The organism is Amycolatopsis keratiniphila subsp. keratiniphila, from assembly GCF_001620365.2.
GTDB classification, from domain to species: domain Bacteria; phylum Actinomycetota; class Actinomycetes; order Mycobacteriales; family Pseudonocardiaceae; genus Amycolatopsis; species Amycolatopsis keratiniphila.
In genome coordinates this window covers 21,235-44,186 of record NZ_LQMT02000006.1, presented here as the reverse complement: position 1 = coordinate 44,186, position 22,952 = coordinate 21,235, and the positions used below count along the sequence as shown (strand labels likewise).

Sequence of the window (22,952 nt, the reverse complement as noted above, 5' to 3'; positions counted from 1 at the left end):
GGCGGGGCCCTCGGGGTGCGTGTGCTGGTGGGCTGACGTGCTGGCGTGTTAGTGGGCCCGTGCTGGTGACGCCGGAGAAAGTGCGCCACAATGCCCCGGTGACTTCTACCCCCAGCGTCGCCGTCCTCGGCCTAAAGGGCGGTATCGGCAAGACCACTGTGTCCCTCGGCCTGGCCTCCGCCGCCCGTGCTCGCGGAAAGCGGGTGCTGTACGTGGACCTGGACCCGCAGAACAACGGGACAGACGTCATCGCGCACCCGAAATACCTTGAGAAGGTCGCGGAGACCGCGGACCGGCCCCGAGAGGCACCGCTGGCCCTGGTGGACCTGCTGGAGATGAACAGGCCGACCGCGGCTGACCTCCAACAGGCCATGTACCCGGCCCGGCCGGAGTGGTCCGGGGTGCACCTGCTGCCCGCCACTCTCGGCCTGGAGCGCATCGAGCGGTCCGACCCCGGCGTGATGAACACGTTCAGCCTGCTCATGGAGCACGCCCGGCCGCTGGTGGACCTGATCATCTGCGACTGCCGCCCCGCCATGAACATGCTGACCACGATGGGCGCGCGCGAGTCCGAGGTGGTGCTGGCCGTGTGCGAACCTGAGCGGTTCGGCGTACAGGGGCTCGCCTCCACCTGGACTCAGCTCACCAAGCTGATGGGCAACAACGGGCTTCCCCGGATGCGCGAGGCCGCCGCGGTGGTCACCCAGCATGACGAGAACTTGCAGGAGCACCGGACCCGCCTCGGCGAGATCCGCACCGCGTTCGGTGGCGTGATGTGGGACGACGTGCTCCCGCGTCGGCAGGTGGTCAGCCAGGCCACCTCGGCGGGGAAGCCGATCCATGACTACCAGCACCCACGCCAGCCGGAAGTCACCAAGGTTCTGGACGCCTGGCTGGACCGAGCACTGGAGAAAGCAGCATGAGCGAGCGATTCACCGCCCAGAACCTCCTGGGGGACAACGTGGCGGTGTCGCTGGTGGCGCAGGCCAACGCCGCCCGCGACGAAGCCAGCACGAAAGAGAGCGCGGCGGCGCGTCCGCGTCGCCGGCGGATTCCGCGCGTGGACCCGTGGGAGCGGACCGCCTTCAACTCGAAGGTGCCCCGGTGGGTACGCAGCGCCGCACGGGCCTTCGCCGACGAGGAGGACCAGGACCTCCAGGATCTTCACGCGGCCGGCCTGGTGCTGCTGATGAGCGCTCGCGGGTTCGACGTGGAGAGCTTCATGCCGGAGACCGGGCCGAAGGACCCGGAGAAGACTTCGGCACTCGTGGAACTCCTCGGCAGCCTGAAACAGTCCGAAAATGCAGGTTGAGCAGCGTTAGCCCACCAGCCCACCAGCACGTCAGCCAGACAGCACGTCACAACGCCAGCGGTACCGCGCAGGTAGGGGACAGTGCCGACCAGAACGCCTAAAACGTCATGTGACGTAACTGGGGTGGAGTGATCGGACATGCAAACGCTCGATACAGCGCCAGGTGGAGCCGCGAATATCGCCGCAGATCGGTACATCGGGGGCCGGTCATGACCGCATCCGGCGAGGTTGCCGCGGTGCTGACCAGCATCGCCGCCGAAGCGATCGACAACCCGAGTTCCGCGGGGGCGCGCCTCGCCGACTGGATCGGCCGCGAGCCTTCCCCGGCCGGGGAGGCCCGGATGCAGCAGATAGCCCACCTTGCGCCGCGGCTGGTGGCTGACGCGCTGCTCCGCGACGGATGGGCCCAGCCCGACGTCTACGGGCCTGCTCGTACGGACGTGCCCGCCGCGCAGCTGGCCGCAGTCCGCGCGGTCGCGCGGCACCTATCCGGCGAAGCCGATACCGCCGATGCCGTCGTGGACGCGTACATCACCGCCCACGGCTTGCAAGGGCTGTGGGACTTCGGGGTGGCTGCCCTGCGCTTGCTCTCGGACGAGCTACGCGACCAACAGCGCGACAACCAGCGGTAGCCCACCAGCACGTCAGCACACCAGGACACGAGCGGTCCTCGGCGGCCATGCCATCCGGCCGGCCACCGAGGACCCCCACCCGCCTCCGGCCTTGTGCCGGGGGCGCGCTCATCCTGTCGCGTTCGGCCCACGCCAGTCCCCTCGGGTGACAGGAGTACCGACCGGACTCGCCGAGCTGCCAGGCTGGAGATCCGACGCGCGAACTCGAACGAGGGGGAGCCGATGACCGGCACCGAGACGAACCTGGCGGGCGCGGTTCGCCTGATGGCGGACATGCAGCGACGGCAGGACCGCGGCGAACGGCTCACGCTCGAACTGGGCCCGCACACCGCGTTGACGCTGGCCGGGATGCTCCAGTGGGCGAGCGAGGAGAACGCCGGCGTGGAGATGTTCGCCCCGCTGATGTTCGAGCCCTTCCTGGTCCAGCTGCGCGAGGCGTTCGCCGACGAGCCGGACGTGGTGGCGCTGCTGTCGACAGAGGAGACCCACCCGAACCCCCGATAGGGCCACTTCTGGAAATACTCATTTCCAGGGGTAGACTGCGGTATGGCTTCTGGAAACGCGGCCACAGCCGCCGAGCAGGCCCCCGGATCGACTTCTGGAAACACGGGCTCCGCCGAACCGGCTCCGACTCCGCTACCCACCGGCCGCTACGCCGCGGCGCTCACCGAGTACGAGACCGGGCTGGCCCGCTCCCCGCTCGGCGCGAGCACCCGCGACAAGTACCGCCGCAACGTCCGCGGCTACCTGCTGTGGCTCGAACTCGGCGAGTGCGACGGCGACCCGCTGACCGACCCGGCCGCGCGGGACTGGGCCGTGCGTGACTACCGCGCCCACCTCAAGACCACCCCCGGCCGCCGCGGTGGCCGCCGATCGCCGGCCACGCTGAACAACGTCCTTGCGGCCCTGGACGACTTCCACACCCGCCGCGGTCTCGGCCGGGCCAGCGCGCGGCGCGAGCACGTCAAGCGCCGGCGCGCACCGCGCAGCATGAACGACCGCCAGGCCCTCCGGTACCTGCGCGCGGCCGAGGCCCGCGAACGGACTGCGGCCGCCGAATATTCGGCACTGCGCCGGGCCCGCGGCGTCCGGGACCGGCTGATAGCCGAACTGCCGTACCACGCGGGCCCGCGCGCCTCCGAAATCGCGGCGCTCGACCTGGCCGACGTCCGGTTGTCCGCCCGCAAGGGGCGGCTTTACCTGCGCGGCAAGGGCGCGGACGGCGGCAAGGATCGGGACGTTCCGATCAATGCCGCACTTCGGGAACGGGTTCAGGCGTGGCTGGACGTCCGGCCGAGCTGGCCCGGTGCCGCCGAGTCCCCGGCGCTGCTGCTCGCCGAGCGCGGCCACCGGTTGTCCGCCCGCACCGTGTACGAGGTCGTGCACACCATCGGGGCCGAGGCCGGCCTGGGCCCCAGCGACAACGGCGACCCGTTCGGCCCGCACGTCGCCCGGCACACCTTCGCCCGCCAGATGCTCCGCTCCGGCGTCGATATCGTCACCGTCGCCGAACTGCTCGGCCACGAATCGCTGGACACAACCCGGCTCTACACCTTGCCCTCCGAGGAGGAGCTGGAGGCCGCGGTGGAGAACACCCACACCGACCACTAACCCACCTTCACCAGCGCCAACCCACCAGCACGCCAGCACATCGAAGGAACCGCCGTGCACGTCACGCAAGTAACCGCCGAGCTGGAACGCATCGCCAACGCCCGCGACACCGCACGAGCGGCCGGCCTCGCGGTCGAGATCCCGCCCGCCCTGCTCGACGCCTGCGCCGCGGTGATCCGCCTGGCCGAGCAGGACCCGGACGCCCCGGCGTCGCCGGGCAGCATGGCCCGGCTGCTCCCGCTGCGCCGGGCCCTCTGGCACGTGCTCGACCCCGGCGAACGGGTCACCGTCACCGAGGTAGCCGCCCGCCTCGCCGACTTCGGCCGAGCCGATCCCGCGCACAAGGTGAGCAACGCACTCGGGTACTGGGTCACCCGCGGCCGACTCGAACGCGAACGAAAAGGCGTCTACCTGTACCCGGAAACCACCACCGAACAGCAGTAGCCCACCAGCACGCCAGACCACCGAGAGGAACTTGACCCCATGCCCCAGCCCGAAATCCGGCCCTCCGCGGATGCCCTGGTGGGCAAGTACTGGCCGCTCCCGCCCGACCGCGACAGCGTGCCCTCCGCGCTGGGCACCGCGGCCGAGCTGGCCCGCTTCACCAACCATGCGGTGCTCAACTCCGGCGCGGTCGCGGTGCCGCAGACCACCGACGTCCAGGACGTCGCGTACCGCCTGTACGAACTGGCCGGGCGGCTTCCGCAGCTGGCGCAGATGCTCTCCGGCCGCCTGGCCAAGATCTCCGCGACGGACCCGACGCTCTACGCCCACACCGGCGACGCCAGCACGCACACCGCCGCGGCCGGTGCGGACTTCGCCCGTGCTGCCGCCCTGGCCGAAGACCTCGCGGCCGCCTTCAACAGCGCGTTTGAAACGCTCGCCAAGGTCAGCCACCGCGACGTTAGCGAGCAGGATTGACCAGCGTCAGCCCATCAGCACGCCAGCACACCGGGGAGTTGTCCGCCGCGGTGCCGATTCCGATCACGGTGGACCTGGTGCTGGCCACCGTCGCGGACAACCGCCTCCAGGTCCTCCTCGGCCGCCGAGCGGGCCGCGGCTTCGGCGGCCGCCGCTGGGCGTTGCCCGGTCGGTTCCTCGGCCCGGACGACGAACTGGCGACGACCGCGCGGGAGCTGCTGGCCGACGTCGCCGGCGGCCGCGGTGGCCAGCTGGAGCAGCTGGCCACCGTCGGCCCGGTCGGCGGAGTCGTCTCAATCGCGTACGTCGCCCTGGTCGCCGGAGCCCCGTCCTCGAGGACCGGAGACCGGTGGCACGAGGTGGAGGAGATCCTGGCCGATCCGGCCCGGCTGGCCCTCGATCACGGGCGGATCATCGCGGCCGCGGCCGAACGGGTCCGGACCCGGCTGGAGCACACCGCGGCGGCCGCCGCGCTCTGCCCGCCGGCGTTCACCGTGACCAGGCTGCGCGAGGTGTACGAGGCGGTCTGGGGCGTTCGGCTCGACCCGGCGAACTTCCACCGCAAGCTGGCCGCGGCCGGGGTCTTGGAGCCGACAGGGGATCGCGCGGAAGGCCACACGGGCCGCCCTCCCGCGCTCTATCGGGCGGACCCAAGTACGCCCATTCACCCCGCCATCGTGCGGGACAACCTGCGGTAGCCCATCAGCACGCCAGCACACCACGGCAGGCAACCGCCGACGTCCGGATGGTTCACCCGATCCGCTGAGCCACCACCTTACAAAAGTTTTGTAAGGTGGTGGTCATGTGGGAATGGGAGATGCGCGGCCGGCCAAGCCCGGCAGAGCCGAAGCCGGAGCAGGTCACGACGTACACGAGTAATCGGGAGGTGCAGCTGGCCGCGGCCGTCCGGCGATGGGGCCAGCCGGTCGGCGTCGAGCAGGCCCGCGGCGAGTGGAGCCAGTTGGTTGGTGCGGCCGAGGGGCGAGACGACGCGAAGCCGACCGCTACGCTTCTGACCTGCGGAGACGGTCAACAACTGGCCTGGGCGGTACTGGTGCCGCTGGCCGAGCTGTACGAGCCGCAGACCTGGTTACAGGTGGTGCCGGTGTCGAAGGCCCGCGCCGAACTCGGGGACCACGTTCGGGCGGTTCAATCCGGTTCCCCGCGGATTCTGGAGCGGCACCACCGGGCCGTGGCCGCGCTGATGTGCGCTGACCGCGTGATTACCGCGGCCCCCGGCGAATACCTCGACGTTGAGGAGCTGATCCGCGCCGGTGCCACTGTGACCCTGACCCACGATCCCGGCACTCCGCACAGCAACGACCCGGCTTTCCCCGACCCCGGAGAACCGGAGTTCGTGCTGGCTCGTGCAACTGATCCCACCGGCGGCCTGATCGGCGAAGGCACCGGCGACACCGTGGCGGACGCCTTCGCCAACCTGCGCCGCAAATCCACTGAACCGCCCGTGCAGTACTCCACCGAATCCCCGCCTTTCTGACGTCGGCAACCTGCGATAGCCCACCAGCACGCCAGCACACCGGGAGGGTTTCCTGGTCCGAACGTGAAACAGGAAACCCCTCCCGCAGCGGGTACCGACGCGGTTACCTGGAGTGCATGACCATCACCTCAGCGCACGCCCTGGACGTCGAACTCCTGCCCGACGAGCGGACCTGGGGGCCCGGTTTCGGATCGGACCGCCCGTACCCGGCCGAGACCCTGGCCGAGATCGCCGGCTACATCGCCGAGACCCGCCAGCCCGGATACGGGGACCGCCTGCACAGCACCAGCGCGGGCTACGTGCCCGGCGGCGACCGCGCGCAGGTGCCGCCCGGCTTCGACGCGAGGCACCACCCGAACCGCGCCGGTGGCTCGCCGGAGTCGATGGACCCGGAGATCCCGACCTCCCTCGGCTCCGACCCGGTACAGGTGGACACCGGGGTCCAGGAGTACAGCCGGAGCCGCGGCTGGCTGCTCGATCAACACGGGCGGCCGATGCACCCGCACCACACGCAACTACTCGCCGACGACCGGATCGGCCTCCCCGTGGGCCTCGGATTCAGCTACTTCTGGGGAGAGGCCACCGTGGCGGACAGCGTGGTCACCGCGGCCGGCCAGGTCCTTCTGGTGCCGCGGGCAACCGATCAGGGCGTCATCCCGGCTCTGCCGGGCGGCTATGCGCTGCCCAGCGACGAGGGCCGTTCCGTGGCCCAGTGGCGCGCCGGCGACCGGGCCGTGACGCGGGAGGGCATCCTGACCACCGCGGCGCGGAAGCTGCGCGACGAAACCGGATTCGAGGTCCCGCGGGACGTCTCGCCGCGACTGGTCCGCGCTATCCGGCCGGTCAGCAGCCCGCACACCCTCAACGCCTGGACGTGCACGTACACCGTCCACGTGAACCTGGGGGACGGGCCCGCGCCCGCAGTGAACGAGGCCGCCGGCGCGTACTGGGTGACCGTGGACCAGCTGTACGACGACGTGTTGCCGCGCATGTGGCCGGATCACCGGCGCGCGGTGCTCGCGGCCATCGAGTAGACGCACGCGGCGCGCTGGTGTGCCTGTGAGCTGCGTTAGCCCACTGGCACACCAGCACACTCAAACGCTTGACAACCTCCCGCCATGTCTGGCAGCTTTAAAGCTGCCAGACAGAAGCGTTAAAGCTACCGCCCTGGAGGACACCATGACCGGCTCCCTTTTCCCCCAGTTCGACGCCCCCGAGCCCGCGCCGGCCCCGACCACGGCCCCGCTGTTCGAGCTGCCCGACAACGCCGCGGTGCCCGCGGCCGCCGAACACGGCCCGCTCCCCGAGCCGCCCCACCGGCCGCTCCGGGACGTCGCCCTGTTCCCCGCCCGTCTGGCGCTGCCCGACGAGGACGCCGACGAGCTGGCGTTTCAGCTCACCGTCTGACCCGCTCCCCTGGACGAAAGGCTCCCCACGATGACCGGCGACCGCGCCCCCGTCGAGCACCAGCCCACCGAGCACGCCGAAACGGCCACGATGGACGAACAGCGCGCGGACCTCGCCGAGCGCTGGAAGACCATCAGCTCCGGCGCGGCCGCGCCGAGCGGCGGCGGCCTGTGGGGCCTGCCCGAACTGCCGGACGGGGAGGTCTGGGTGGACATGGCCGGCGCGTCGGTGATCGCCTGCCTGAGCCCGTCCACCATCCGCTCCTACCTCACCACGGGAAAGCCGAAGCGGAACCCGTTCCCGCCCGCCAGGCGGTACCTGTACCGGCTGTTCTGGCCGTTGTCCGAGATCCGCGACTGGCGGGCCGCCGAGGACGGCCAGGCCGCCGAGACGCGATGAGCAGGACCAGCCCATCAGCACGCCAGCACACCCTGGAGGCCCGCGTGAACTTCGCCAACCATGATCCGGCCCTGATGGTCTGGGGCGTGGCCACCGCGGCCGCCGGCGGCCAGCTGGCCGTCCGCGCGCACCGCTCCCGTGCGCTCGCCGAGGCCACCGCCGAGCAGGTTCCGCAGCTGACCGTCGCCGGTCGGCACCCGACCACGGGCGCGCACTGCTCGATCTCGGCCGTATCGCCTCTGGTGTACTCGCACGCCGAGCAGGGCTGGACGCTCGCGGCGATCGGCTGGCCCCTGCCGGACCGCTCCGCGGAATAGTCCCCGTTCACTCCCCATTACTCGCCGCATTACTCCCCTGTCGTTGACCAGCGGCAACCCACCAGCACACCAGCACAACGAAGGGACCGACGTGGCCGAGCTGACCGAGGATGAGCGCCACCTGATCGCCTGGGCGCGCGGGCTGGCCGCCGCGGCGAAGTCCAACACCGCGCACGACTCCGCGGCCGCGGGCTGGCGGTATCACTCGGTCGCCGAGCTGCTGCTGGACGTCGGCCGCCTGTTCACCCCGCAGGCCCTTCCCGCGGCCGACCTCGGCGAAATGGGCCGCTGCTACCTCAACGCCACGTTGTACGCCACCGACCACCCCGCCGTCTTCTACGCGGAGGGCCTGGCGGTCCGCGCGGGCTGCCTCGGCATCAGCGACGAGCACGCCTGGTGCGCCGCCGGCGCGGCCGCGCTGGACCCGACGTGGCCGGACGGCCAGGTCTACCTCGGCGTTCCGGTCACCGGTGCCTGGCGGCACGCCCGCCAGCAGGCCACCAAGTGCGTCTCGCTGCTGTGGGGCCCGCCGGTGAAAACCCTGCTCCGGGACGGCCTGCCCGAGGACGCCCTGGCCGACGTCGGCCGGCCTTTGCCCGACGAGGCCCGCCGGATCGGCCCGGCCTTCACCCTGTAAGGGGGTCTTCAGCGGCTCACCAGGTAGTCAGTGGCGGCCGCGTCGCCGGGCGGGATGTCCACCCGGTTCTCGGCGCACCAGCCCTTGACCCATCGCAGGATCGTTCGCCGCGGCAACCACCATTCGCTTTCCTCGTCCCAGTGGGCCACGAAGTCGTTGGTGAACGCCTCGCGCAGCATGTCCGGCGGGTCGACGCCGAGCGCGTCCGTGAGGATGACCTGGGCCGTTTCGCGCGGGTTGGTGCCGTTGTAGCCCCACAGGAAGGTCCGATAGCCGTTGAATCGGTGCGGGTTGTCCAGCTGGTAGAGACGCTGCGCCTGGTCCCGTTGGGTCGGCCCACCGCCGCCAAGCTCCACCACGATCAAGTGCCCGTTGTCGTCGTCTATCTCGGCCAGGCCGTGATAGATCCGGTTCGGGTGCGGTTTTTCGCTCGTCAACGGAGGCCCCCTCTGGCGTGCTGTTGTTCCTTTCACCGTAGCCCGGCGGCCGCGGCAATCCAGCCGATCACAGCGGCACCACGCGCAGCATGGGCCCCGGCCAGCTGTTCAGGTGCCACCGAATCCACCACCGCCACCGCCAGGTGACCGGCACCAGCCGCACCGGCTCACCGCGGATGACGGTCACCTGGCCCGGCTCGAACGGGGCGGCCGCGTCCAGCTGGCGGACGCCGAGATCCACGACGTCCGCCAGGTCGTGCTCCGGAGCGGTCGAGCACCGCGGCCGCCGTACGAGGTCGTAGAACCCGGCCGCGGCCAGCCCCGAGGTACACACGATCCAGGGCCCGCGCTGGGTTCCGATCGAGGTCACGCCCCTGGTCATGCCAGGGCGACCGCCGCGGGGAGATACGGGCGGAGCAGGTGGAGCAGCTGCTCCACGGAGGTCTCGCACAGCTTCGCCAAGAACTCCACCACGGCCAGCTCCAGCTCAACCTCGGCTGGCCCCCTGTCGAACCGTTCGCGGGCCCACCGGTACAGCGGGCCCAGCGGGCCGAGGTGCGCCTGGTCGTCGACGAGCATGGCCGCGAGGTTCAGCCGAAGCACGCCGGCGGGCGGCTCGGCGAATACCCGGCGGTGGACCCTGGCCAGGAGGTCCTGGGGCTGCTCCTCCATCGCCAGGCACAGCTCGGCCAGCCGCACCACCGAGCAATGCCGCGTGCCCAGTTCGTAGGTGGCCAAGGTCTGTAGGGACAGGTCGCTCTGGAGCGCGGCGGCCAGCTGCTTCCGGGTCCAGCCGCGCCCGCGGCGGAGCGTGCGCAGTTCGTCTCCGAGCACCCGCTGGTACTCGGTCGCCTGGTCCTCGATCATCCGTACTCGCTCTCTTCCGCCCGGCCCTGAACGTGGCTCGGCCCCGGCACCCGAGGGGGGAGGTGGTGCCGGGGCCGAACCGGGGCCCGCCCGCAGGGGGGATGAGGCGGGGGCTTTTCAGGTGCCGGCGCGCTCGCCGTCTTTTCTCGCTCTGTGCTGGTGGTAGCTGGTTTCCAGGATTGCCAGGCGGTCCTCGTCGGAGGCGTCCGCCCACCACTCGCCGACCGCGGCCGCCCACTCCTGCGGGGTGCTCGGCTGGCTGCCGTCCGGCATGGCAGGAAGGGCGGGACGACGCGCGGACAGCTCGGTCACCGGGCCCTCCCGTAGTGCTCATCGAGCGACGTGGAGAACTGGCCGCGATGCTCGCTGCACGTCGCGTCGCTGACGGCTTCGGCGAACACCAGCCGCACCTCGGGCAACGGGTCCGCGCTCACCGACACGTACACGCTCTCGGCGCGGGCCGCGGCCAGCAGGAACTCCATGCGCAGCCGGGCCGGGTCGCCGGTGGGCAGGTCTTCCCAGCGGTGCAGGTCGGGGGCCCACAGGGCGAACCGGCCGCCGTATCCCTGGATCTGGAGCCCGAGCCAGCCGGACACCGCGTACGGCGCGCCGAGGAGAACCGCGGGCACGGTTGCCAACCGTGCGGCGCGGTCCTCGGCGGTCGGGATCAGCAGCGCGGACGCCTTCGAGATGTAGCCGTGCCAGTGGAATCCGGGCGGGGCGATCGGCTGTCGCGTCGTCACGGTCGCCTCCCCCTCGACCGAGGCCGGCGGCCTGCTGGCCAGCGCGGTCTCGGTGCTCATGCCTCGGTCCTCTGCTCGGTTTCGATCACGTGCAGAAGGTGCGGCCGGATGGCCACCGGAGCAGTTTCACCGTCGAACACGACCGCCGCCCGCGTAGCTCCCAGGGTCACCACGCGCCCGGCGCGACCGCGGCGGAACTTGAGCGCTCCACCGGTCTTGTCCACGCCGTCCTGGACTACGCGGGCGGCTTCCGTGACTGGGACGCCGTAGGCGTCCGACCACGGGGACCGTCCTCCTTCAACCACGAGGAGTGAGGCTATGAGCTGGCGAAACCTCGGTTTGTCATTAATGACAAACCGAGGTGGTTTCACTCGGAAGAGGCAACGCCCGCCGGAGCGATGCCGAGCCGCCAGGCCAGTCCGCGCAGCTCGCGGCCGCCGGCGTCGCGCTGTGCTGCGCGGAGCCGATCGGCGACCGCTTCGCGGACGAAGACGTCAGCGTGGATGCGCTGCGGGGCGAGCTTTTCGGCCTGGAGCAGCTTCTCCAGGCCCTCCTCCTGGGTTTTCCGCTCGGCCAGCAGCACGCGGCCGAGGTCGGCGAAGAACTCCGCCCGCCGACTCTGGGAGGGAATGGTGTCGATGTGCACCAGCCGGGCCTGTTCGGCCACTCGCTGGCCCTCTCCCAGCTCCAGGCCGATGGTGGTCCGCCACACCCCGACGTTGGTGGTACCGAACCAGAGCCGCCCGAAGGTGCCCACTTCGGTGTCCAGCCGTCGCGCGACGTCTTCGGCCTCGTCCAGGTGAGTCCGGGCGTTGTCCTTGTCGGCCTGGACCGCCGATGCCAGCGCCGCGGACAGGTGCAACATGCCGTACGCCTGGATCACCTCGGGGTGGTCCAGGTGCGGCCTCAGTTCGTCGGCCATGCGGACGGCGCGCTGGTGCTGCTGGGGCCGCGAGAGCGCGCCCGTGGCGTCCCCGCGGAGCCAGGTCGTGTAGCCGCGCCACTGGGGCGAGTCCAGCTCCTCGGCGCACTTCTGGGCCTCTTTCGCGGCCAGCATGGACAGGCCGCGGCCGCCGAGTCGCTTGGTCACCCAGACCGCGCTGGCGTAGCAGTGGATCAGGGCCAGCAGGACCTCCGTGCGGAGCGACGGCTGGCGCACGTAGAGCGCGTGCAGCTCGGCCAGCAGCTTCGGGGCCAGCTCGCCCTGGAGCGCGTAGTCCGAGTGCAGAGCGCCGGCGTTGCGCATCTCGGCGACGTCGGCGCAGATCTCCGGCCATTCCCGCACCGGGCCGCCGGGGTCCTCCCCCAGTTCGTAGGTGTCCAGCGCGTTCTCCACCGCGACGAGCCCGGCGTGGGCCGCGGCTCCCAGCGGATCGGCGGCACGTTCCCACGGCTGGCCGTTGAACTCGGACGGCGCGACCCGCAGGGCGTAGGCCAGGCTCTCCAGCAGATTCCGCGTGTTCAACGGCGTTTCGCCGCGCTCGATCTTGCCGAGGTGCCCGTACGAGATCCCGGCGAGGCCGGCCACGGTCTCCAGGCTCATCTCCCGCCAGTTGCGGATCTCCCGCACTCGGTGGCCGACGTCGTTGGTCTCGTGCTGCATGGCGCGCACCTCCGCCCGATCGGTGAAGCCTGTTCTTGCCCTGTCCCAAGGTACCCACCAGGGGAACCGGTCACGCCCGCCAGGTGGGCACACCCGCGCCCCGTTTCCTGGTCGTGAGCTGGGACAGACCACCAGCACGTCAGCACATCAGCGGGACAGGCCTGGATCAGTCGAAGAAGCCGCGGCGTTCGATGGCGTCGGTCTGGATCTCCTCCACGTACCCGTTCTCGAACGCGACAGTGGCGAAGCTGCCACCGAGGAGGCCCTGGCGGGTATCCAGAACGCGGCCTTTGGTGTGGGTGGGCACGTGGTCCATGCCGAGCTGGCCGGCGATCGTGCCGCGGCTGCGAACCTTGTCCCCAGGCTCGAACCTCTGGACCTGTCCGGGGTGCTGGAGGGTGTTCCGCGTCGTGACGCGGTTGGGCTTCTCCGGCTGGCGACGTCGCGGGGCGGTGTCCGGGGCCTCGGCCTGGCTCTCGGTGAGCCCTTCCCGTCCGCGGCCGCGGTCACTGCCGGAGCCGCGGCCGCCGGTGCCGGTGGTGTAGGTGCCGGCAGAGAACTCCGCGGCCAGCGCGGGCGGTGCTTCGTTCTGGGTGCTCGGGTCGCCGGGTCGCCACGGCGTGAAGTCCTGCCAGCCGTCCGGGTCGTACCCGTCGTTGGGCTCCAGGTGGTGGTACCCACCGCCGGTGATCTCGGGGCGTTGACTCACGAGGGACCAGCCTCCCCTCCTCGACCTGCTGGAAACCCGCGAAATCCAGCGTAACCGATCAGATGACCAGGCATAACCCGCTGGAACACCAGCCAGCGGCCGCGGTGGTCAGTCGGTGGGGAGCGGAAGGTCCAGCACGGTCTGGCCGTCCAGGTCCAGGTCCAGCGCCAGCTGGCCGGGCCCGCTGCCGTCCAGGCGGAAGGCGGCGCGGGCCTGCGACGAGTGGAGGCAGTGGTGGCAGGTCACCGGGTCGTCGGTCGGGTGCAGCTCGCCGCCGAGGCCGGCCCCGCTCCAGCCCTGCCCGCACGCCGGGCCCGGCAACTCGAGCCCCGCCGTCCACGGCCACAGCCGGACGCCGTGCACGACGGTGGACGCGCGGACGCGCAGGTTCCGGCCGCGGAAGAGGCCGACCTGGTGGGCGGAGATCCCGGCCAGGATCGCCGTAGTCGGGTCGAGTGGTGCGGTAGGAGCTGCCACAAGAGGGCATGATGCCCGACGCCACCGACAGTCCACCAGCATGAGGCCGCCCCGACCTGGGGCGGCCCACTGGCGTGCTGGTGTGCTGGCGGCCTAGATCCCCGCTCCGAACAGGTTGAGCAGCCACTTGGAGATATCGACGCCGGCGAAGTTCGTCAGAGCCAGGCCGACGATCCCGAGCACGATCACCAGGGCAATAACCCGCTTCATCACTCCGGCGTTGTCACCCTTGCCCGCGCCGAGCCACAGCAGACCAATCGCGGTCACCAGCAGCAGCAGCGGAATCACGTTCTCCGTGAGCCAGCTCAAGAGCGGGCCGACGAACGGCAACCCCTCGTTTTCGTCCTGCGCAAGGTTGCTCATGCCGGTGTTCTGCCCCTCCAGGAAGTACCCACTTGCCGAGCACGCACGGTATCAGCGCGAGCACAGCGGAACGGGCCGCCGGGCCGCTGGTCAGCAGTTGCTAAAGCCGGTGATCCAATACCCGTCGTTGCCGGGCGGGTGCTCGACCACCATCCGGCCGAGCTGGGGCCCTGGCGGTGGCATCTCGCCGTCCACGGTGTAGTTCGACCAGTTCAGTTTGCAGGCGTCCACGTCGTGCGTGCCGTAGCTGCCCTTGCGGGCGGTGGCGTCGCTGTCCCCGCCGATCGGCTTCCCGTAGCGGTCGGGATCGGTGATCTTCGTGCGGAAGGCGGCCACCGCGGCCGGGCAGTCCGCCACGCCCTGGGCCTTGGCGAAGGCGGCCTTGCCGGAGTCGCTGAACAACCTGCACGCGCCGGCGTCGTTGCCCTTGGCCAGGTAGCCGACCAGGACCCCGGCGGGGGCGCGGGGCGAGGTCGGCAACGGTCCGGGTCCGGTGGTGGTCGGAGGCGCCGCCGAGGGCGGCGGAGCACCTGGTGTCGGCGTGCCGCCGGGACCGGCCGCGGTGTTACACGGGGTGAACCCGTCCACCACGAGCCCGCGTTTCAAGATCCGTTTCATGTGGAGTTTGCCGATCTTGGGACCAGGGTCGCCGCCGCCGTTCTCCGGATCGAGCAGGCCGCCACCGAAGGTCACCGCGCACCCGTCGATGAACGCGCCGGTGTCGCCCTCCAGGCGTACGTCCTTCTGCCAGTTGACGTTGAACTCCACGTACTTGTTCGGCTCCTTGATCTGCGCGGCGAGCTTGAACATGGCCGCTTCGCAGGTCGGTTCGCCGAAGGCCGCGCCGAACTGGGGCCGTAGAGGGTCCTCGAACAGGAGGCACGCCCGCGCCGGGTCCTTCTCGGCCAGGAGATCGTGGATCGAGCGGAGCATTTCCTGGGGAGTGTTGGGCATGATCCGGGCCAGGTTCTCCTGGTGCTGCTGCTCGGCCGAGACCTCCTCGGCCGCCAGGACGTCGAGATGTTCGGCGAACAACCCTCCGCCGGCCACCGCACACAACAGGCCGCCAACCGCGGCTAGCTTCCACTGCATTCCACGCTCCCGTTCACGGGCTTCTCCCCGATCTCCACTATCCATGATCTACCAGCGGGTTGTCCGCCTGTTTCCGCAGATCACAAGCACGCCAGTCCCGCGCGATGTACACAAGATCATGAGGGAGACGCAAGTTTCGGGGGCCGATGATGTGCAGAGCGAAACACGACGGGGGCCGGCGGTGCCCGGCGTGCACCGATCCGGCGCGGCGGCCGCTGGCGCGCATCCGCCAGCGGATCGGCCGGTACGACCGTGCCGCCCGCCGGGCGAACGAGGCCGAGGACTGGGACACCCTGCTCCGGTACGTGGAGTTGCTGGACCGGGATGTGGCCGCCCACGAAGCGGCCACCGCGGCCGCCACCGAACCGCCGGCCAGCCTGCCGCCGAGCCGGGCCGCCGAGTTCACCCCGGCCGCCACGGTGGACCTCTCGGACGACCAGCTGGCGGCCGCGCTCGCCGAGCTGGACGACGACCCGCGGGCCCAGGAGCAAGTCCTGGACACCCTGGAGTGGCGCGACCAGCTGGCCCAGCAGCGGGACGCCGAGATAGCCGCTCACGAGCAGGAGCAGGAACGCCAGCGCCGAGAGCGTGAGGCAGCCTGGCAGGCCGCCGCCGAGGCCGAGGACGCCAGTCCCCTCACCAACCCGGCTCGGCGGCCGAGCCGACAACTGTCCGCGGAGCAGACCTGCCGGGAGGAGTACGACGTCCACACGTACACGAGCTACCTCGATGCCGAGACCGAATGCCGCGGCCAGCTGCTCAACCGGGAGGGACTGGCGCGGGGGATCGACCCACTTTCCCTGTTCTCCGGTCCGGCCGCGCGAGCCCGCAAATACTCCAGTGAGGAACTGCGGGCATGGTGGGCCAGAAACGGCCGGATCACCTACACCGAGTGGCGGTATCAGTGGCTCGGCCGGGATTCCGACCGCGAAGCGGCACGAACTGCCAAGTTCCAGTCATTGGGAGAGGCCACAGCATGAGCACCGACCCACGCCAGTCCCCTAAACACGACAATACAGCGGCGGACATACTGGGGCCGAAAACCGTTCTTGAAATCCAGGAGAATGGAAAACGGGCCGCTCTATCCGGCGAACGGATAGAAAACTGTCCGTGGCACAACCCCAAGAATGAAACCGACCGCGCGAAACGTGATATGTGGATTCGCGGATTCGCGGCCGGTCGAACCGATTTGCGTACTCGGCGCAGTAGCCCGTAACGCCACGCCAGTCCCCTCACGGAGCCCGGTCGGTCCTCGGCCGGGCTCCGCGCTGTCCGGGGCCGTCCGGGCTCGCCGAGCTCGGCCGCGGCCCGCGGATGACGGCTCCGACGCTGGCGCGGTCACCGGTGACGCCAGTCCCCTCCTGCCCTGGACTGCGGGACGGGCGGCCGCCGGCCTCGGAAGACGGGCGGCTGGTGCCGTGCGGCTGAGTGCGCCATCGGCCTCGGCGCACTCCCCCGCCGCCGGTTAAGGGGGAGCGGACTCGACGGACGGGGGCCTGCTGGGTCCGCTCCGCTCCCCTGGAAGCCGGGGGTTCTCCCTTCCCTCCCTCTCCTCAAGTGGGGCCTCTCCGGCCCCACTGGAGGCCACTTCGGGCACCTCCGGCGGGGTCGGCTCGGGTGCCCTGACGGCCCCCTCCCCTCCCCCGCCACGCGGTGCCCGCGCGGCACGTTTTTCCTGCGGAAAAAGGTTCATTCCGTGTCGCTTCGCTCACCGACCCGCCCGACTCGTTAGAATACTGACGGCGAAGCCGTCAGATATCTTCTGACGTGATCGCGGCCGGGTCGTAAACCACTGTTCCGACACCCCACCCCCTAGACGCAACTCGGCCCCCGTTCTTGATCTTGAACGGGGGCCGAGTGGTGCCCGGTGTTGATCTTTCCTAGACGGTCCTGCGGCGTCGGCGGCCGCCGTCCGGCGGGCCCTGCGGCGGCGCGGCCGGAGCGGGCTCGGCGGGCGGCTCGGGCCTCCCCGCGGCCTCCTGCTCGGTGGCCGCCAGACCGATCCGGGGAATCCCGTGCGGCGGGGTCGGGGCGTCTCCGTCCACCTCGTCCGCCAGCCGCTCCTGGCGGCCCTCCTGGCCCTCCTCCGGGGCCTCCGGGGGCCTCGGAGCCTTCTGGCGCGGTGCCCACCGGGCCACGTTGCGCGGTAGCTCCTGCTCCCCCGCCGGCGGCCGCTGGCCGCCCTCCTGCTCGGCGGCGTCGAGCTTGCGCGGGTACAGGTACTCAACCTCGGGGTGCTCCCGCGGCAGCGGCAAATTGAACCCTTGGATACGTAGCAGGCGGCCGCCGATCCGGGCCATTCCCCGGCCGGGGACGCTTTCGTTCCCGTATTCGTCCACCACGGAGCGCCAATCCTGGTCCATGACCATCTGGGCCCCCTTTTGGCTGATAAATCCGAGGACAATCCGGTCCTCCAGCATGTCCCGGACCGCGCCGGGCATAGCGTCGGAAACGTCCGGGCGCTGGGTGCACAGCATCAAGCGGCCTTCGCTCGCGCGCATCTGCCGCGAGATCTGCTGGAGCACCGGGTCCAAGACGTCTTTACCGAGGGTGTTCCGGATTTCCTGGACCTCATCGAACACGACCAGATACCGAGGGAATGACGGCTTAGAACGGTTCCCGCGGTGGTATTCGGCGTCCTCGTCGTAGCGCTGGCGCATCATGTTCACGATCGGCGGAAGGTTTTCTTCCCATTCCTCCGGGGTGCGCGCCACGCAATGCACGCCTTCGCGTCCCTCGAAGACGATGTAATCCGATCCGCCCTTGCCGTCGAAGATGAACACCCCGCCGGGGAACCAGCCGTTACGCAGGGCGCGGGCGATGAATCCGCGGATGAACACCGACTTGCCCGCGCCGGTCCCACCGACCACCAGGTAGTGCCGCTGCGCGTCCGCGGGGTTGACCAGCGCCACCGGGATCGAGGACACCAGTTGCCCGGTCTGGGCGTCCACCACGTCCACCTCCCCGGCTGCGGTGGCCGCGTCGGTCGCGCCGATGGGGATACCGGGCAGGCCCTCCAGCGCCATCTCCGGGAGGCTCGTCGGCAACGGCGGATCGGCCTCGATCTCGAACGCGGCGACCCCGGCCGGCCAGGACACGCGGTAGATACCGGCGTGGCGAAGGGCCCACTTCGCGCTCTCCTCGATCCGGGCCCGCGATGCCGCGTCTTCGGTGCGCAGGACCCCGCGGTGGTTGACCTCGGCGGACACAAGCCGCCGGTTGTCCCAGGTGGCGCGTTCCACGTGCAGCTCGGCCGGGTCCACGCGGGCCGTGCGGGCCACCGCGGCCAGCAGCCACGACAGCAGCCGCCGGCGGGCCCGCAGGGTGTCGGTCACCGCGGCGACGATCAGCCAGAGCCCGACCGCCAGCAGCCAGGCCCACACCCCGGCCTCCGAGGCGAGCACGACCAGGGCGAGCAGCCCGATTCCGGGCCGGAACCAGCGGCGGACCCGCCGCCGGTACCACCAGGGCACGAACCGGGTCACGAACATCATGGCCAGCCAGACCGCCGCGGCGATGATGACCGGCATCAGCGACCAGTCCGAGAGCGGCCAGAAGACGGCGATCATGCCGAGCACGATCCAGCCGGGAGCGCGCCGGGCGTCGAAGAACGCCACCCGGATCTCCTGGCCGACCGAACGGGTTCCCGTCGAGTACCACCAGCTCACGATGATGGACCGCAGGGTCCGCCAGTCGGTCATCCACCGCGGCAACCGCTGGTACCAGGGCCTTTTACGGGGCTGGATGCCCTCCGGGGGCCCTGCTGGCCGTTCGGCGACGGATACGCCCCCGCCCGATGGTTGGGCCTGCTGCTGGGCCTGCGGGGGCGGCGGCGCGGAGGCCTGCGGCGGGGCCTGGTGAGGCGGTGGTGGAGGCGGTGGCGGGGCCTGTCGCTGGGCTTGCTGCCACTGCTCGAACTCGGTTCGCCGTTGCGGGTCCTGCTGCAACTGCTGCCACTGGTTCCACAGGTGCGGATCTACGCCCGGAGGAGGCGCTGAGTGGCCCGCTCCCGGCCCGCCGGGGCCGGGCTGGTGCTGAGCGCCGGGCGGACCGGACGGAGGCCCTGGAGGGCGCGCTGGTCCGCCGCCGGGCGGCGGCTGCCAGCCCGGCGGCGGCGTCTGTTGTCCCTGGTGAGGATCGTTCGGTCCAGTCATCGGGGCATCACCGCCGCTACGCCTGCAATGTCGTACGCGGCCCGTTCGTGGTCGCGTTCTCGCCTCGGGGTTTCGTTCGGTCCCCACTCCGGGGGCCGGGTGCCGCGCAGCTCCTTCGGGTACTCGCTGCTCGGCCGCCGGCCGTAGTGGTCGGGGCGGACGATCTTGGCTTCGGGGAACTGGCCGATCACCGCGGCGGCGACCTGCCGCGGGATGATCCAGTCCCGCAGCGGCAACCGCTGGAACTTCTTCGCGCTGCCGGGCTGGTAGCCGATCGGGACGCCGGGGACCTCCACGGCCATCCTGACCTCGCCGTATCGGGTGTTGGCGTAGTCCACCAGCATGTCCAGGGCGTCGATCAGGCGGCCGACGTAGCGGGCGAAGCCGTCCCAGTTGTCCACTTCGTTGAGCGCGTCGCGGGTGATCGTGCCGAACTTGTCGGTGGGGCCCATCGTCCAGCCGTGCTCGCCGAAGTCGCCGACGCGCAGCACGGCCGCGGTCCAGGTCTGGCCGGGGTCCACGCCGATGGTCGGCAACGGTCGGACCGCGCTCTCCGGTCCGGGACCGCCGGGGTAGCCGGCGGCACGGGCCGGGGTCAGGTCGTCGTGAGCGGCTGTCATGCGCTCCACCCCCACGGGACCAGTGCCGCCACCGCGGCCGCCGCACCTCCCAACGTGGCCAGCGCCACCACGGCGCAGCCCCAACCGCTGGAGCTGGAGGCGTTGGACGGCCCGCTGGCCACCACGGCCGTGGGGTCCACCCCGCGCAGGCGCGTCCCGTTCTCCAGCTCGATATCCAGCCCGCCGAGGAACCCGGTGGACGTCACTTTGCCGCGATGGCCCGCCGAGCCGCCGCCTTCGACGGCTCGGACCAGTTCCACCCAGTCACCCGGACCAAACGCCACTGTCGCCCTCCCCCGCTTCGCTTCGTGTCCAAGTTTTGTCACTTTTCTTGACCATGATTTGTCACTCCCCTTACGCCAATAGTGCACGTCAACGGGGCCATTTGTCGCATTCGTTAGCGACGGCGCGTAGATCTACTCAGGCCGTCCGCACACCCGTCCGGGGCTGATCCGGAGTCCGGCCGGGGCATCCTGACCGCTCCCCCTTGCGATCATCGGCCACGGCCAGGACGACCAGGGACACCGGTCGGGCGGTGCAGGTGCGCCGGCGGCTTCTGCCCGGCGATCCGCCCTCGAGGACGGCGCTTCGCCGACTCGGCGGCCGCGGGCTGCTCGGCGGCCGTGGCGTGGCCGCGGTGCCGCTCGGCGAACTGGACGACGTGGCCGGCCAGGGCCTCCCGCGCGCGGTCGGCGGCCGCCGCGGCGGCCAGCTGGTTCCGCTGGGCCCGCCAGGCCGCCAGCTCGGCCACCAGGGCGGCCACGGCCAGCAGCAGCGCCAGCACCGCGGCCGCGCTGGTGCTGGGCCCGGTGCGCACCCGCGCCAGCCGCCAGGCCGCGGTCCGCAGGTCGGCGGCCGCGCGGCTCCAGGTGACCGGCTGGCCGCGGCCGGGGTGGCGGGCGGCGCGCTCGAACTCGGCGGCCGCGGTCTCCAGCGGCGGCTGGCTCGCCGAGTCGGTGACGTGGGCCAGGACCAGCAGGAGGTCTCCGGTGGCGTGCGCGATGCCGGCGGGGTCGGTGGCCAGCTCGGCGCGGGCCCGTTCGGCGGCCGCGGTCGCCGAGGTCCACGCGGCGCTCCGCCGTTCCTCCATGCGGCTGGCCGGGGCCGGCGGCCGCGGGGCGCTGGCCCACCGCTCGGTCAGCCGGGCCGCGGACAGGTCAGCGGCCAACGTCCGCCCGGCGAACCAGATCGGTTCCGCCTGCCGGTCCCGGTCGCCGGAAACGGCCACCGCGTAACCGGCCAGCTGGCCGCCGGGCGTTCGGCGGGCCCGGACCTGCACGCGCGCGGCCAGCGTCTCCAGGAACTCCTCCGGGCCGCTCGCGCGGGCCGCGGCCGAGCGGACGAGGCGGCGCAGCTGCTCCCGGCTCGGCTCGCGGCCTTGGCGGGCGGCCTTCTCCTGTTCGCCGCGGTTCGGCGCGGACGGGGCGGTGGCGTCGGCCGGGCTGGTCGGGCGCAGGACGTACCGCTGCTCGGCGGCCAGGCACGCCTCCCGGACGCGGTGGTAGTCCCGCCGCGGATGCACGCGGCGGAGGGTGTCCTGACGGACCAGGACCGCGGCGACGTGGACGTGATCGGCCGCATGGCGCACCGCGACCCACCGACACCCGCCGGGATCTCCGCGGGGCGCGATGCCGGTCCGGTCCAGCACCTCGGCCACGATCTCCGCCCACTCCGCGCCGGTCAGCTCGCGGTCCTCGGGTGCGGCGCGGAGCGAGCAGTGCCAGACCGGGCCCTGGGGCCGGTCCTGGCCTTCGCGCACCGCCAGCGGGTTCTGCGGGACGCCGGCGGCCGCGGCCGGGGCGGTGAGCGCGGCCGCCAGGTCGGCGACGTCGAACCGGCCCGGCGCGGTTTCGCGCGGTTGGTGCAGCCGTTCACAGCCGTCCCAGACGGCCACCACGTGCGGGTCCTGGTGCTCGTGGTGGCGGCCGGGGCCGAACAGGTATGCGATCAGGCCGCGGGCGCGCCAGCCGCGCACAACCCGGCCGATCACGGTTTGCCCAGCTCAGCGCGCGAATCAAGATCAACTACTTGGACTAAGGTATCGCCGTCACCCGGCCGGCCGTTCACAGCCGGTCCCGCGCCTTGGCGGTCAGGGTGTCCAGCTCGGCCAGGCCCTCCTCGGCCGCGGCCAGCACCGCCTCCACTCGTTCGCCGAGTCGTGCCAGCACGTCGGCCGATGGCGGGTGTCCGCCGGAGTTGACGGCGCGGGCCACTTGGTTGAGCAGTCGGCCGACCGCGGCGACGTCGCCGCGGAGTCCGGCGACCGTGGCGCGGTGGTGCAGCTGCTCGGCCAGGACGTCGCGCCAGTCCGCCGGGATGGTGCCGGCGTCGGCGGCCAGGCCGCGGTGAACCAGCTGCGAGGCGTACGCGCCGTCCGCGAGCTCGGCCCGCGCGGCCGCGACCACCAGCCGCTCCCGGTCGGCCTCGGTCAGCCGGATCTCCAGCGGGTGCGGATAGCCGCCGGAGATGCGTGGCTGGCGGCCGCGGTGACGTCGTGCTGAATCGGGCAACAGGCCCACCCCCCGGTGTCGGCGTCCCGGCCGCCGGCGGGCGGCCGAGGTGACGAGGTGGGCCGGGGGTCGCCCCCGCTCGTGCACCGCCGATCATGCCAGCGGCCGCCCGGCCGCCGCCGTATCCAGGGGATACGGCCTATCTCGCTCGCCGCGGGGAGCCTGCCGCCCACCGCCCTGTTTGCTCCGGCGAGTTCTGGCCCCACCGCTCCGCCGAACCCATCTCCGCCCCCGCGCCCGGCCGCCTTCCCCTGCCGCCTTCCCCTGCCGCCTGGCCCGCCGCCACACCGACCCGGCGACCGTCACGCCAGCCCTGCCCGCCGCCTGCTCCCGCCGCCGCCTCCACCCGGCACAGCACGTCTTGCAGATGACCGACCGGGGCACACAGCACCTCTTGCATGTTCCCCGCGCGCCGGCTCTGAATCGCATCAGATGCGAACACGGGCCGCTCTGTTCGGCGGCGCGCTCGGCACCGTTTCGACGCTTCATCGCGCGGCCGTTGAGGTCGTTATACGACGCGCTAAGGACACGCCAGTCCCCTCCCCCGGTGCGCCCGAACGCTCCGGACCGGTTCCCCGTTGACCGCGATATGGGCAACGGGAAACGCCTGTCCAGACGCGGCTGTACCGCCGACGCTGGACAC

At 71.6% G+C, this 22,952-nt stretch carries 31 protein-coding genes; 16 read left to right on the top strand and 15 right to left on the bottom strand.

What is annotated here, in order from left to right:
* The first annotated feature begins 98 nt into the window (after positions 1-98).
* The 14 genes from AVR91_RS04375 (at position 99) to AVR91_RS04310 (ending at position 8,734) form a co-directional block, all read left to right on the top strand.
* On the top strand, positions 99-923 hold the full coding sequence (locus tag AVR91_RS04375) for a ParA family protein (RefSeq protein ID WP_076857257.1): 825 nt from the start codon (positions 99-101) through the stop codon (positions 921-923).
* Positions 920-1,312: a hypothetical protein gene (locus tag AVR91_RS04370; RefSeq protein WP_063276363.1), complete on the top strand. Its 393-nt coding sequence runs from the start codon at positions 920-922 to the stop codon at positions 1,310-1,312. Before AVR91_RS04375 ends, AVR91_RS04370 begins: the two co-directional genes overlap by 4 nt.
* A 209-nt stretch (positions 1,313-1,521) precedes the next feature.
* The gene (locus AVR91_RS04365; RefSeq protein WP_063276364.1) at positions 1,522-1,944 is read left to right on the top strand and encodes a hypothetical protein; all 423 of its coding nucleotides are present in this window, start codon (positions 1,522-1,524) and stop codon (positions 1,942-1,944) included.
* A gap of 222 nt (positions 1,945-2,166) precedes the next feature.
* Complete coding sequence (locus AVR91_RS04360) at positions 2,167-2,448, top strand: hypothetical protein (RefSeq protein WP_063276365.1); 282 nt, start codon at positions 2,167-2,169, stop codon at positions 2,446-2,448.
* A 42-nt stretch (positions 2,449-2,490) separates the two neighbouring features.
* Positions 2,491-3,555 (top strand): tyrosine-type recombinase/integrase, encoded by a 1,065-nt coding sequence (locus AVR91_RS04355; protein WP_063276366.1) that lies wholly within the window; start codon positions 2,491-2,493, stop codon positions 3,553-3,555.
* A 54-nt stretch (positions 3,556-3,609) separates the two neighbouring features.
* Positions 3,610-3,999, top strand: a complete 390-nt coding sequence (locus AVR91_RS04350) for a hypothetical protein (protein ID WP_063276367.1) — start codon at positions 3,610-3,612, stop codon at positions 3,997-3,999.
* Positions 4,000-4,038: 39 nt separating this feature from the next.
* The gene (locus AVR91_RS04345) at positions 4,039-4,476 is read left to right on the top strand and encodes a hypothetical protein (protein WP_063276368.1); all 438 of its coding nucleotides are present in this window, start codon (positions 4,039-4,041) and stop codon (positions 4,474-4,476) included.
* A 50-nt stretch (positions 4,477-4,526) separates the two neighbouring features.
* On the top strand, positions 4,527-5,174 hold the full coding sequence (locus tag AVR91_RS42665; protein WP_143253882.1) for an NUDIX hydrolase: 648 nt from the start codon (positions 4,527-4,529) through the stop codon (positions 5,172-5,174).
* Between the two features lie 104 nt (positions 5,175-5,278).
* Positions 5,279-5,974 (top strand): hypothetical protein, encoded by a 696-nt coding sequence (locus AVR91_RS04335; RefSeq protein ID WP_143253881.1) that lies wholly within the window; start codon positions 5,279-5,281, stop codon positions 5,972-5,974.
* 116 nt (positions 5,975-6,090) lie between these two features.
* Positions 6,091-7,008 (top strand): NUDIX domain-containing protein, encoded by a 918-nt coding sequence (locus AVR91_RS04330; protein WP_063276371.1) that lies wholly within the window; start codon positions 6,091-6,093, stop codon positions 7,006-7,008.
* Between the two features lie 145 nt (positions 7,009-7,153).
* The gene (locus AVR91_RS04325) at positions 7,154-7,381 is read left to right on the top strand and encodes a hypothetical protein (protein WP_063276372.1); all 228 of its coding nucleotides are present in this window, start codon (positions 7,154-7,156) and stop codon (positions 7,379-7,381) included.
* 30 nt (positions 7,382-7,411) lie between these two features.
* Positions 7,412-7,780 (top strand): hypothetical protein, encoded by a 369-nt coding sequence (locus AVR91_RS04320; RefSeq protein WP_063276373.1) that lies wholly within the window; start codon positions 7,412-7,414, stop codon positions 7,778-7,780.
* A complete protein-coding gene (locus AVR91_RS04315; RefSeq protein WP_143253880.1) occupies positions 7,777-8,097 on the top strand; it encodes a hypothetical protein in 321 nt (106 codons plus the stop codon). The genes AVR91_RS04320 and AVR91_RS04315 overlap by 4 nt, the downstream gene beginning before the upstream one ends.
* Positions 8,098-8,188: 91 nt before the next feature.
* Entirely contained in the window at positions 8,189-8,734 is a 546-nt protein-coding gene (locus tag AVR91_RS04310) for a hypothetical protein (protein WP_063276375.1), read from the top strand.
* 8 nt (positions 8,735-8,742) lie between these two features.
* Here the strand turns inward: AVR91_RS04310 and AVR91_RS04305 are convergent, their stop codons facing one another.
* From AVR91_RS04305 to AVR91_RS04260, 10 genes are all read right to left on the bottom strand, one after another.
* Positions 8,743-9,171, bottom strand: a complete 429-nt coding sequence (locus tag AVR91_RS04305; RefSeq protein WP_063276376.1) for a DUF6166 domain-containing protein — start codon at positions 9,169-9,171, stop codon at positions 8,743-8,745.
* Between the two features lie 67 nt (positions 9,172-9,238).
* Entirely contained in the window at positions 9,239-9,541 is a 303-nt protein-coding gene (locus tag AVR91_RS04300) for a hypothetical protein (protein ID WP_063276377.1), read from the bottom strand.
* Between the two features lie 8 nt (positions 9,542-9,549).
* On the bottom strand, positions 9,550-10,038 hold the full coding sequence (locus AVR91_RS04295) for a helix-turn-helix domain-containing protein (RefSeq protein WP_063276378.1): 489 nt from the start codon (positions 10,036-10,038) through the stop codon (positions 9,550-9,552).
* 117 nt (positions 10,039-10,155) lie between these two features.
* Positions 10,156-10,350, bottom strand: a complete 195-nt coding sequence (locus AVR91_RS04290) for a hypothetical protein (RefSeq protein WP_063276379.1) — start codon at positions 10,348-10,350, stop codon at positions 10,156-10,158.
* Positions 10,347-10,841 (bottom strand): hypothetical protein, encoded by a 495-nt coding sequence (locus AVR91_RS04285; protein WP_063276380.1) that lies wholly within the window; start codon positions 10,839-10,841, stop codon positions 10,347-10,349. Before AVR91_RS04285 ends, AVR91_RS04290 begins: the two co-directional genes overlap by 4 nt.
* 307 nt (positions 10,842-11,148) lie before the next feature.
* Positions 11,149-12,384 (bottom strand): helix-turn-helix domain-containing protein, encoded by a 1,236-nt coding sequence (locus AVR91_RS04280; RefSeq protein ID WP_063276381.1) that lies wholly within the window; start codon positions 12,382-12,384, stop codon positions 11,149-11,151.
* A gap of 166 nt (positions 12,385-12,550) precedes the next feature.
* Complete coding sequence (locus AVR91_RS04275) at positions 12,551-13,093, bottom strand: hypothetical protein (protein WP_063276382.1); 543 nt, start codon at positions 13,091-13,093, stop codon at positions 12,551-12,553.
* A 108-nt stretch (positions 13,094-13,201) separates the two neighbouring features.
* Positions 13,202-13,570, bottom strand: coding sequence for a hypothetical protein (locus AVR91_RS04270; RefSeq protein ID WP_063276383.1), 369 nt, complete (start codon positions 13,568-13,570; stop codon positions 13,202-13,204).
* A 93-nt stretch (positions 13,571-13,663) separates the two neighbouring features.
* Entirely contained in the window at positions 13,664-13,933 is a 270-nt protein-coding gene (locus tag AVR91_RS04265) for a hypothetical protein (protein WP_063276384.1), read from the bottom strand.
* Positions 13,934-14,023: 90 nt separating this feature from the next.
* The gene (locus tag AVR91_RS04260; RefSeq protein ID WP_143253879.1) at positions 14,024-15,025 is read right to left on the bottom strand and encodes a hypothetical protein; all 1,002 of its coding nucleotides are present in this window, start codon (positions 15,023-15,025) and stop codon (positions 14,024-14,026) included.
* Positions 15,026-15,174: 149 nt separating this feature from the next.
* On the opposite strand from AVR91_RS04260, the gene AVR91_RS04255 reads away from it, so the two are divergent.
* Both AVR91_RS04255 and AVR91_RS44485 read left to right on the top strand, forming a co-directional pair.
* Positions 15,175-16,005 carry a hypothetical protein gene (locus AVR91_RS04255; RefSeq protein WP_143253878.1) on the top strand — a complete coding sequence of 277 codons (831 nt, stop codon included), beginning with the start codon at positions 15,175-15,177 and terminating at the stop codon, positions 16,003-16,005.
* On the top strand, positions 16,002-16,241 hold the full coding sequence (locus AVR91_RS44485; protein ID WP_394329944.1) for an Rmf/CrpP family protein: 240 nt from the start codon (positions 16,002-16,004) through the stop codon (positions 16,239-16,241). The genes AVR91_RS04255 and AVR91_RS44485 overlap by 4 nt, the downstream gene beginning before the upstream one ends.
* Positions 16,242-16,905: 664 nt before the next feature.
* On the opposite strand, the gene AVR91_RS04250 is transcribed toward AVR91_RS44485, so the two are convergent.
* The 5 genes from AVR91_RS04250 to AVR91_RS04225 all read right to left on the bottom strand — a co-directional run bounded on the left by AVR91_RS04250 (position 16,906) and on the right by AVR91_RS04225 (position 22,309).
* Positions 16,906-18,726 carry a type IV secretory system conjugative DNA transfer family protein gene (locus tag AVR91_RS04250; RefSeq protein ID WP_063276387.1) on the bottom strand — a complete coding sequence of 607 codons (1,821 nt, stop codon included), beginning with the start codon at positions 18,724-18,726 and terminating at the stop codon, positions 16,906-16,908.
* Between the two features lie 449 nt (positions 18,727-19,175).
* The gene (locus AVR91_RS04240; RefSeq protein WP_063276389.1) at positions 19,176-19,799 is read right to left on the bottom strand and encodes a hypothetical protein; all 624 of its coding nucleotides are present in this window, start codon (positions 19,797-19,799) and stop codon (positions 19,176-19,178) included.
* A complete protein-coding gene (locus AVR91_RS04235) occupies positions 19,796-20,059 on the bottom strand; it encodes a hypothetical protein (RefSeq protein WP_063276390.1) in 264 nt (87 codons plus the stop codon). Before AVR91_RS04235 ends, AVR91_RS04240 begins: the two co-directional genes overlap by 4 nt.
* Before the next feature lie 233 nt (positions 20,060-20,292).
* Complete coding sequence (locus AVR91_RS04230) at positions 20,293-21,789, bottom strand: relaxase/mobilization nuclease domain-containing protein (protein ID WP_063276391.1); 1,497 nt, start codon at positions 21,787-21,789, stop codon at positions 20,293-20,295.
* 73 nt (positions 21,790-21,862) lie between these two features.
* Positions 21,863-22,309, bottom strand: coding sequence for a hypothetical protein (locus AVR91_RS04225; protein WP_143253877.1), 447 nt, complete (start codon positions 22,307-22,309; stop codon positions 21,863-21,865).
* Between the last annotated feature and the right edge of the window lie 643 nt (positions 22,310-22,952).

Bases quoted from the DNA above. Each gene is read 5' to 3' on its own strand.
- AVR91_RS04370 (WP_063276363.1), top strand. From the start codon at position 920: ATGAGCGAGCGATTCACCGCCCAGAACCTCCTGGGGGACAACGTGGCG.
- AVR91_RS04365 (WP_063276364.1), top strand. From the start codon at position 1,522: ATGACCGCATCCGGCGAGGTTGCCGCGGTGCTGACCAGCATCGCCGCC.
- AVR91_RS04360 (WP_063276365.1), top strand. From the start codon at position 2,167: ATGACCGGCACCGAGACGAACCTGGCGGGCGCGGTTCGCCTGATGGCG.
- AVR91_RS04355 (WP_063276366.1), top strand. From the start codon at position 2,491: ATGGCTTCTGGAAACGCGGCCACAGCCGCCGAGCAGGCCCCCGGATCG.
- AVR91_RS04345 (WP_063276368.1), top strand. From the start codon at position 4,039: ATGCCCCAGCCCGAAATCCGGCCCTCCGCGGATGCCCTGGTGGGCAAG.
- AVR91_RS04335 (WP_143253881.1), top strand. From the start codon at position 5,279: ATGTGGGAATGGGAGATGCGCGGCCGGCCAAGCCCGGCAGAGCCGAAG.
- AVR91_RS04330 (WP_063276371.1), top strand. From the start codon at position 6,091: ATGACCATCACCTCAGCGCACGCCCTGGACGTCGAACTCCTGCCCGAC.
- AVR91_RS04325 (WP_063276372.1), top strand. From the start codon at position 7,154: ATGACCGGCTCCCTTTTCCCCCAGTTCGACGCCCCCGAGCCCGCGCCG.
- AVR91_RS04320 (WP_063276373.1), top strand. From the start codon at position 7,412: ATGACCGGCGACCGCGCCCCCGTCGAGCACCAGCCCACCGAGCACGCC.
- AVR91_RS04315 (WP_143253880.1), top strand. From the start codon at position 7,777: ATGAGCAGGACCAGCCCATCAGCACGCCAGCACACCCTGGAGGCCCGC.
- AVR91_RS04295 (WP_063276378.1), bottom strand. From the start codon at position 10,038: ATGATCGAGGACCAGGCGACCGAGTACCAGCGGGTGCTCGGAGACGAA.
- AVR91_RS04285 (WP_063276380.1), bottom strand. From the start codon at position 10,841: ATGAGCACCGAGACCGCGCTGGCCAGCAGGCCGCCGGCCTCGGTCGAG.
- AVR91_RS04280 (WP_063276381.1), bottom strand. From the start codon at position 12,384: ATGCAGCACGAGACCAACGACGTCGGCCACCGAGTGCGGGAGATCCGC.
- AVR91_RS04265 (WP_063276384.1), bottom strand. From the start codon at position 13,933: ATGAGCAACCTTGCGCAGGACGAAAACGAGGGGTTGCCGTTCGTCGGC.
- AVR91_RS04260 (WP_143253879.1), bottom strand. From the start codon at position 15,025: ATGCAGTGGAAGCTAGCCGCGGTTGGCGGCCTGTTGTGTGCGGTGGCC.
- AVR91_RS04255 (WP_143253878.1), top strand. From the start codon at position 15,175: ATGTGCAGAGCGAAACACGACGGGGGCCGGCGGTGCCCGGCGTGCACC.
- AVR91_RS44485 (WP_394329944.1), top strand. From the start codon at position 16,002: ATGAGCACCGACCCACGCCAGTCCCCTAAACACGACAATACAGCGGCG.
- AVR91_RS04250 (WP_063276387.1), bottom strand. From the start codon at position 18,726: ATGACCGACTGGCGGACCCTGCGGTCCATCATCGTGAGCTGGTGGTAC.
- AVR91_RS04240 (WP_063276389.1), bottom strand. From the start codon at position 19,799: ATGACAGCCGCTCACGACGACCTGACCCCGGCCCGTGCCGCCGGCTAC.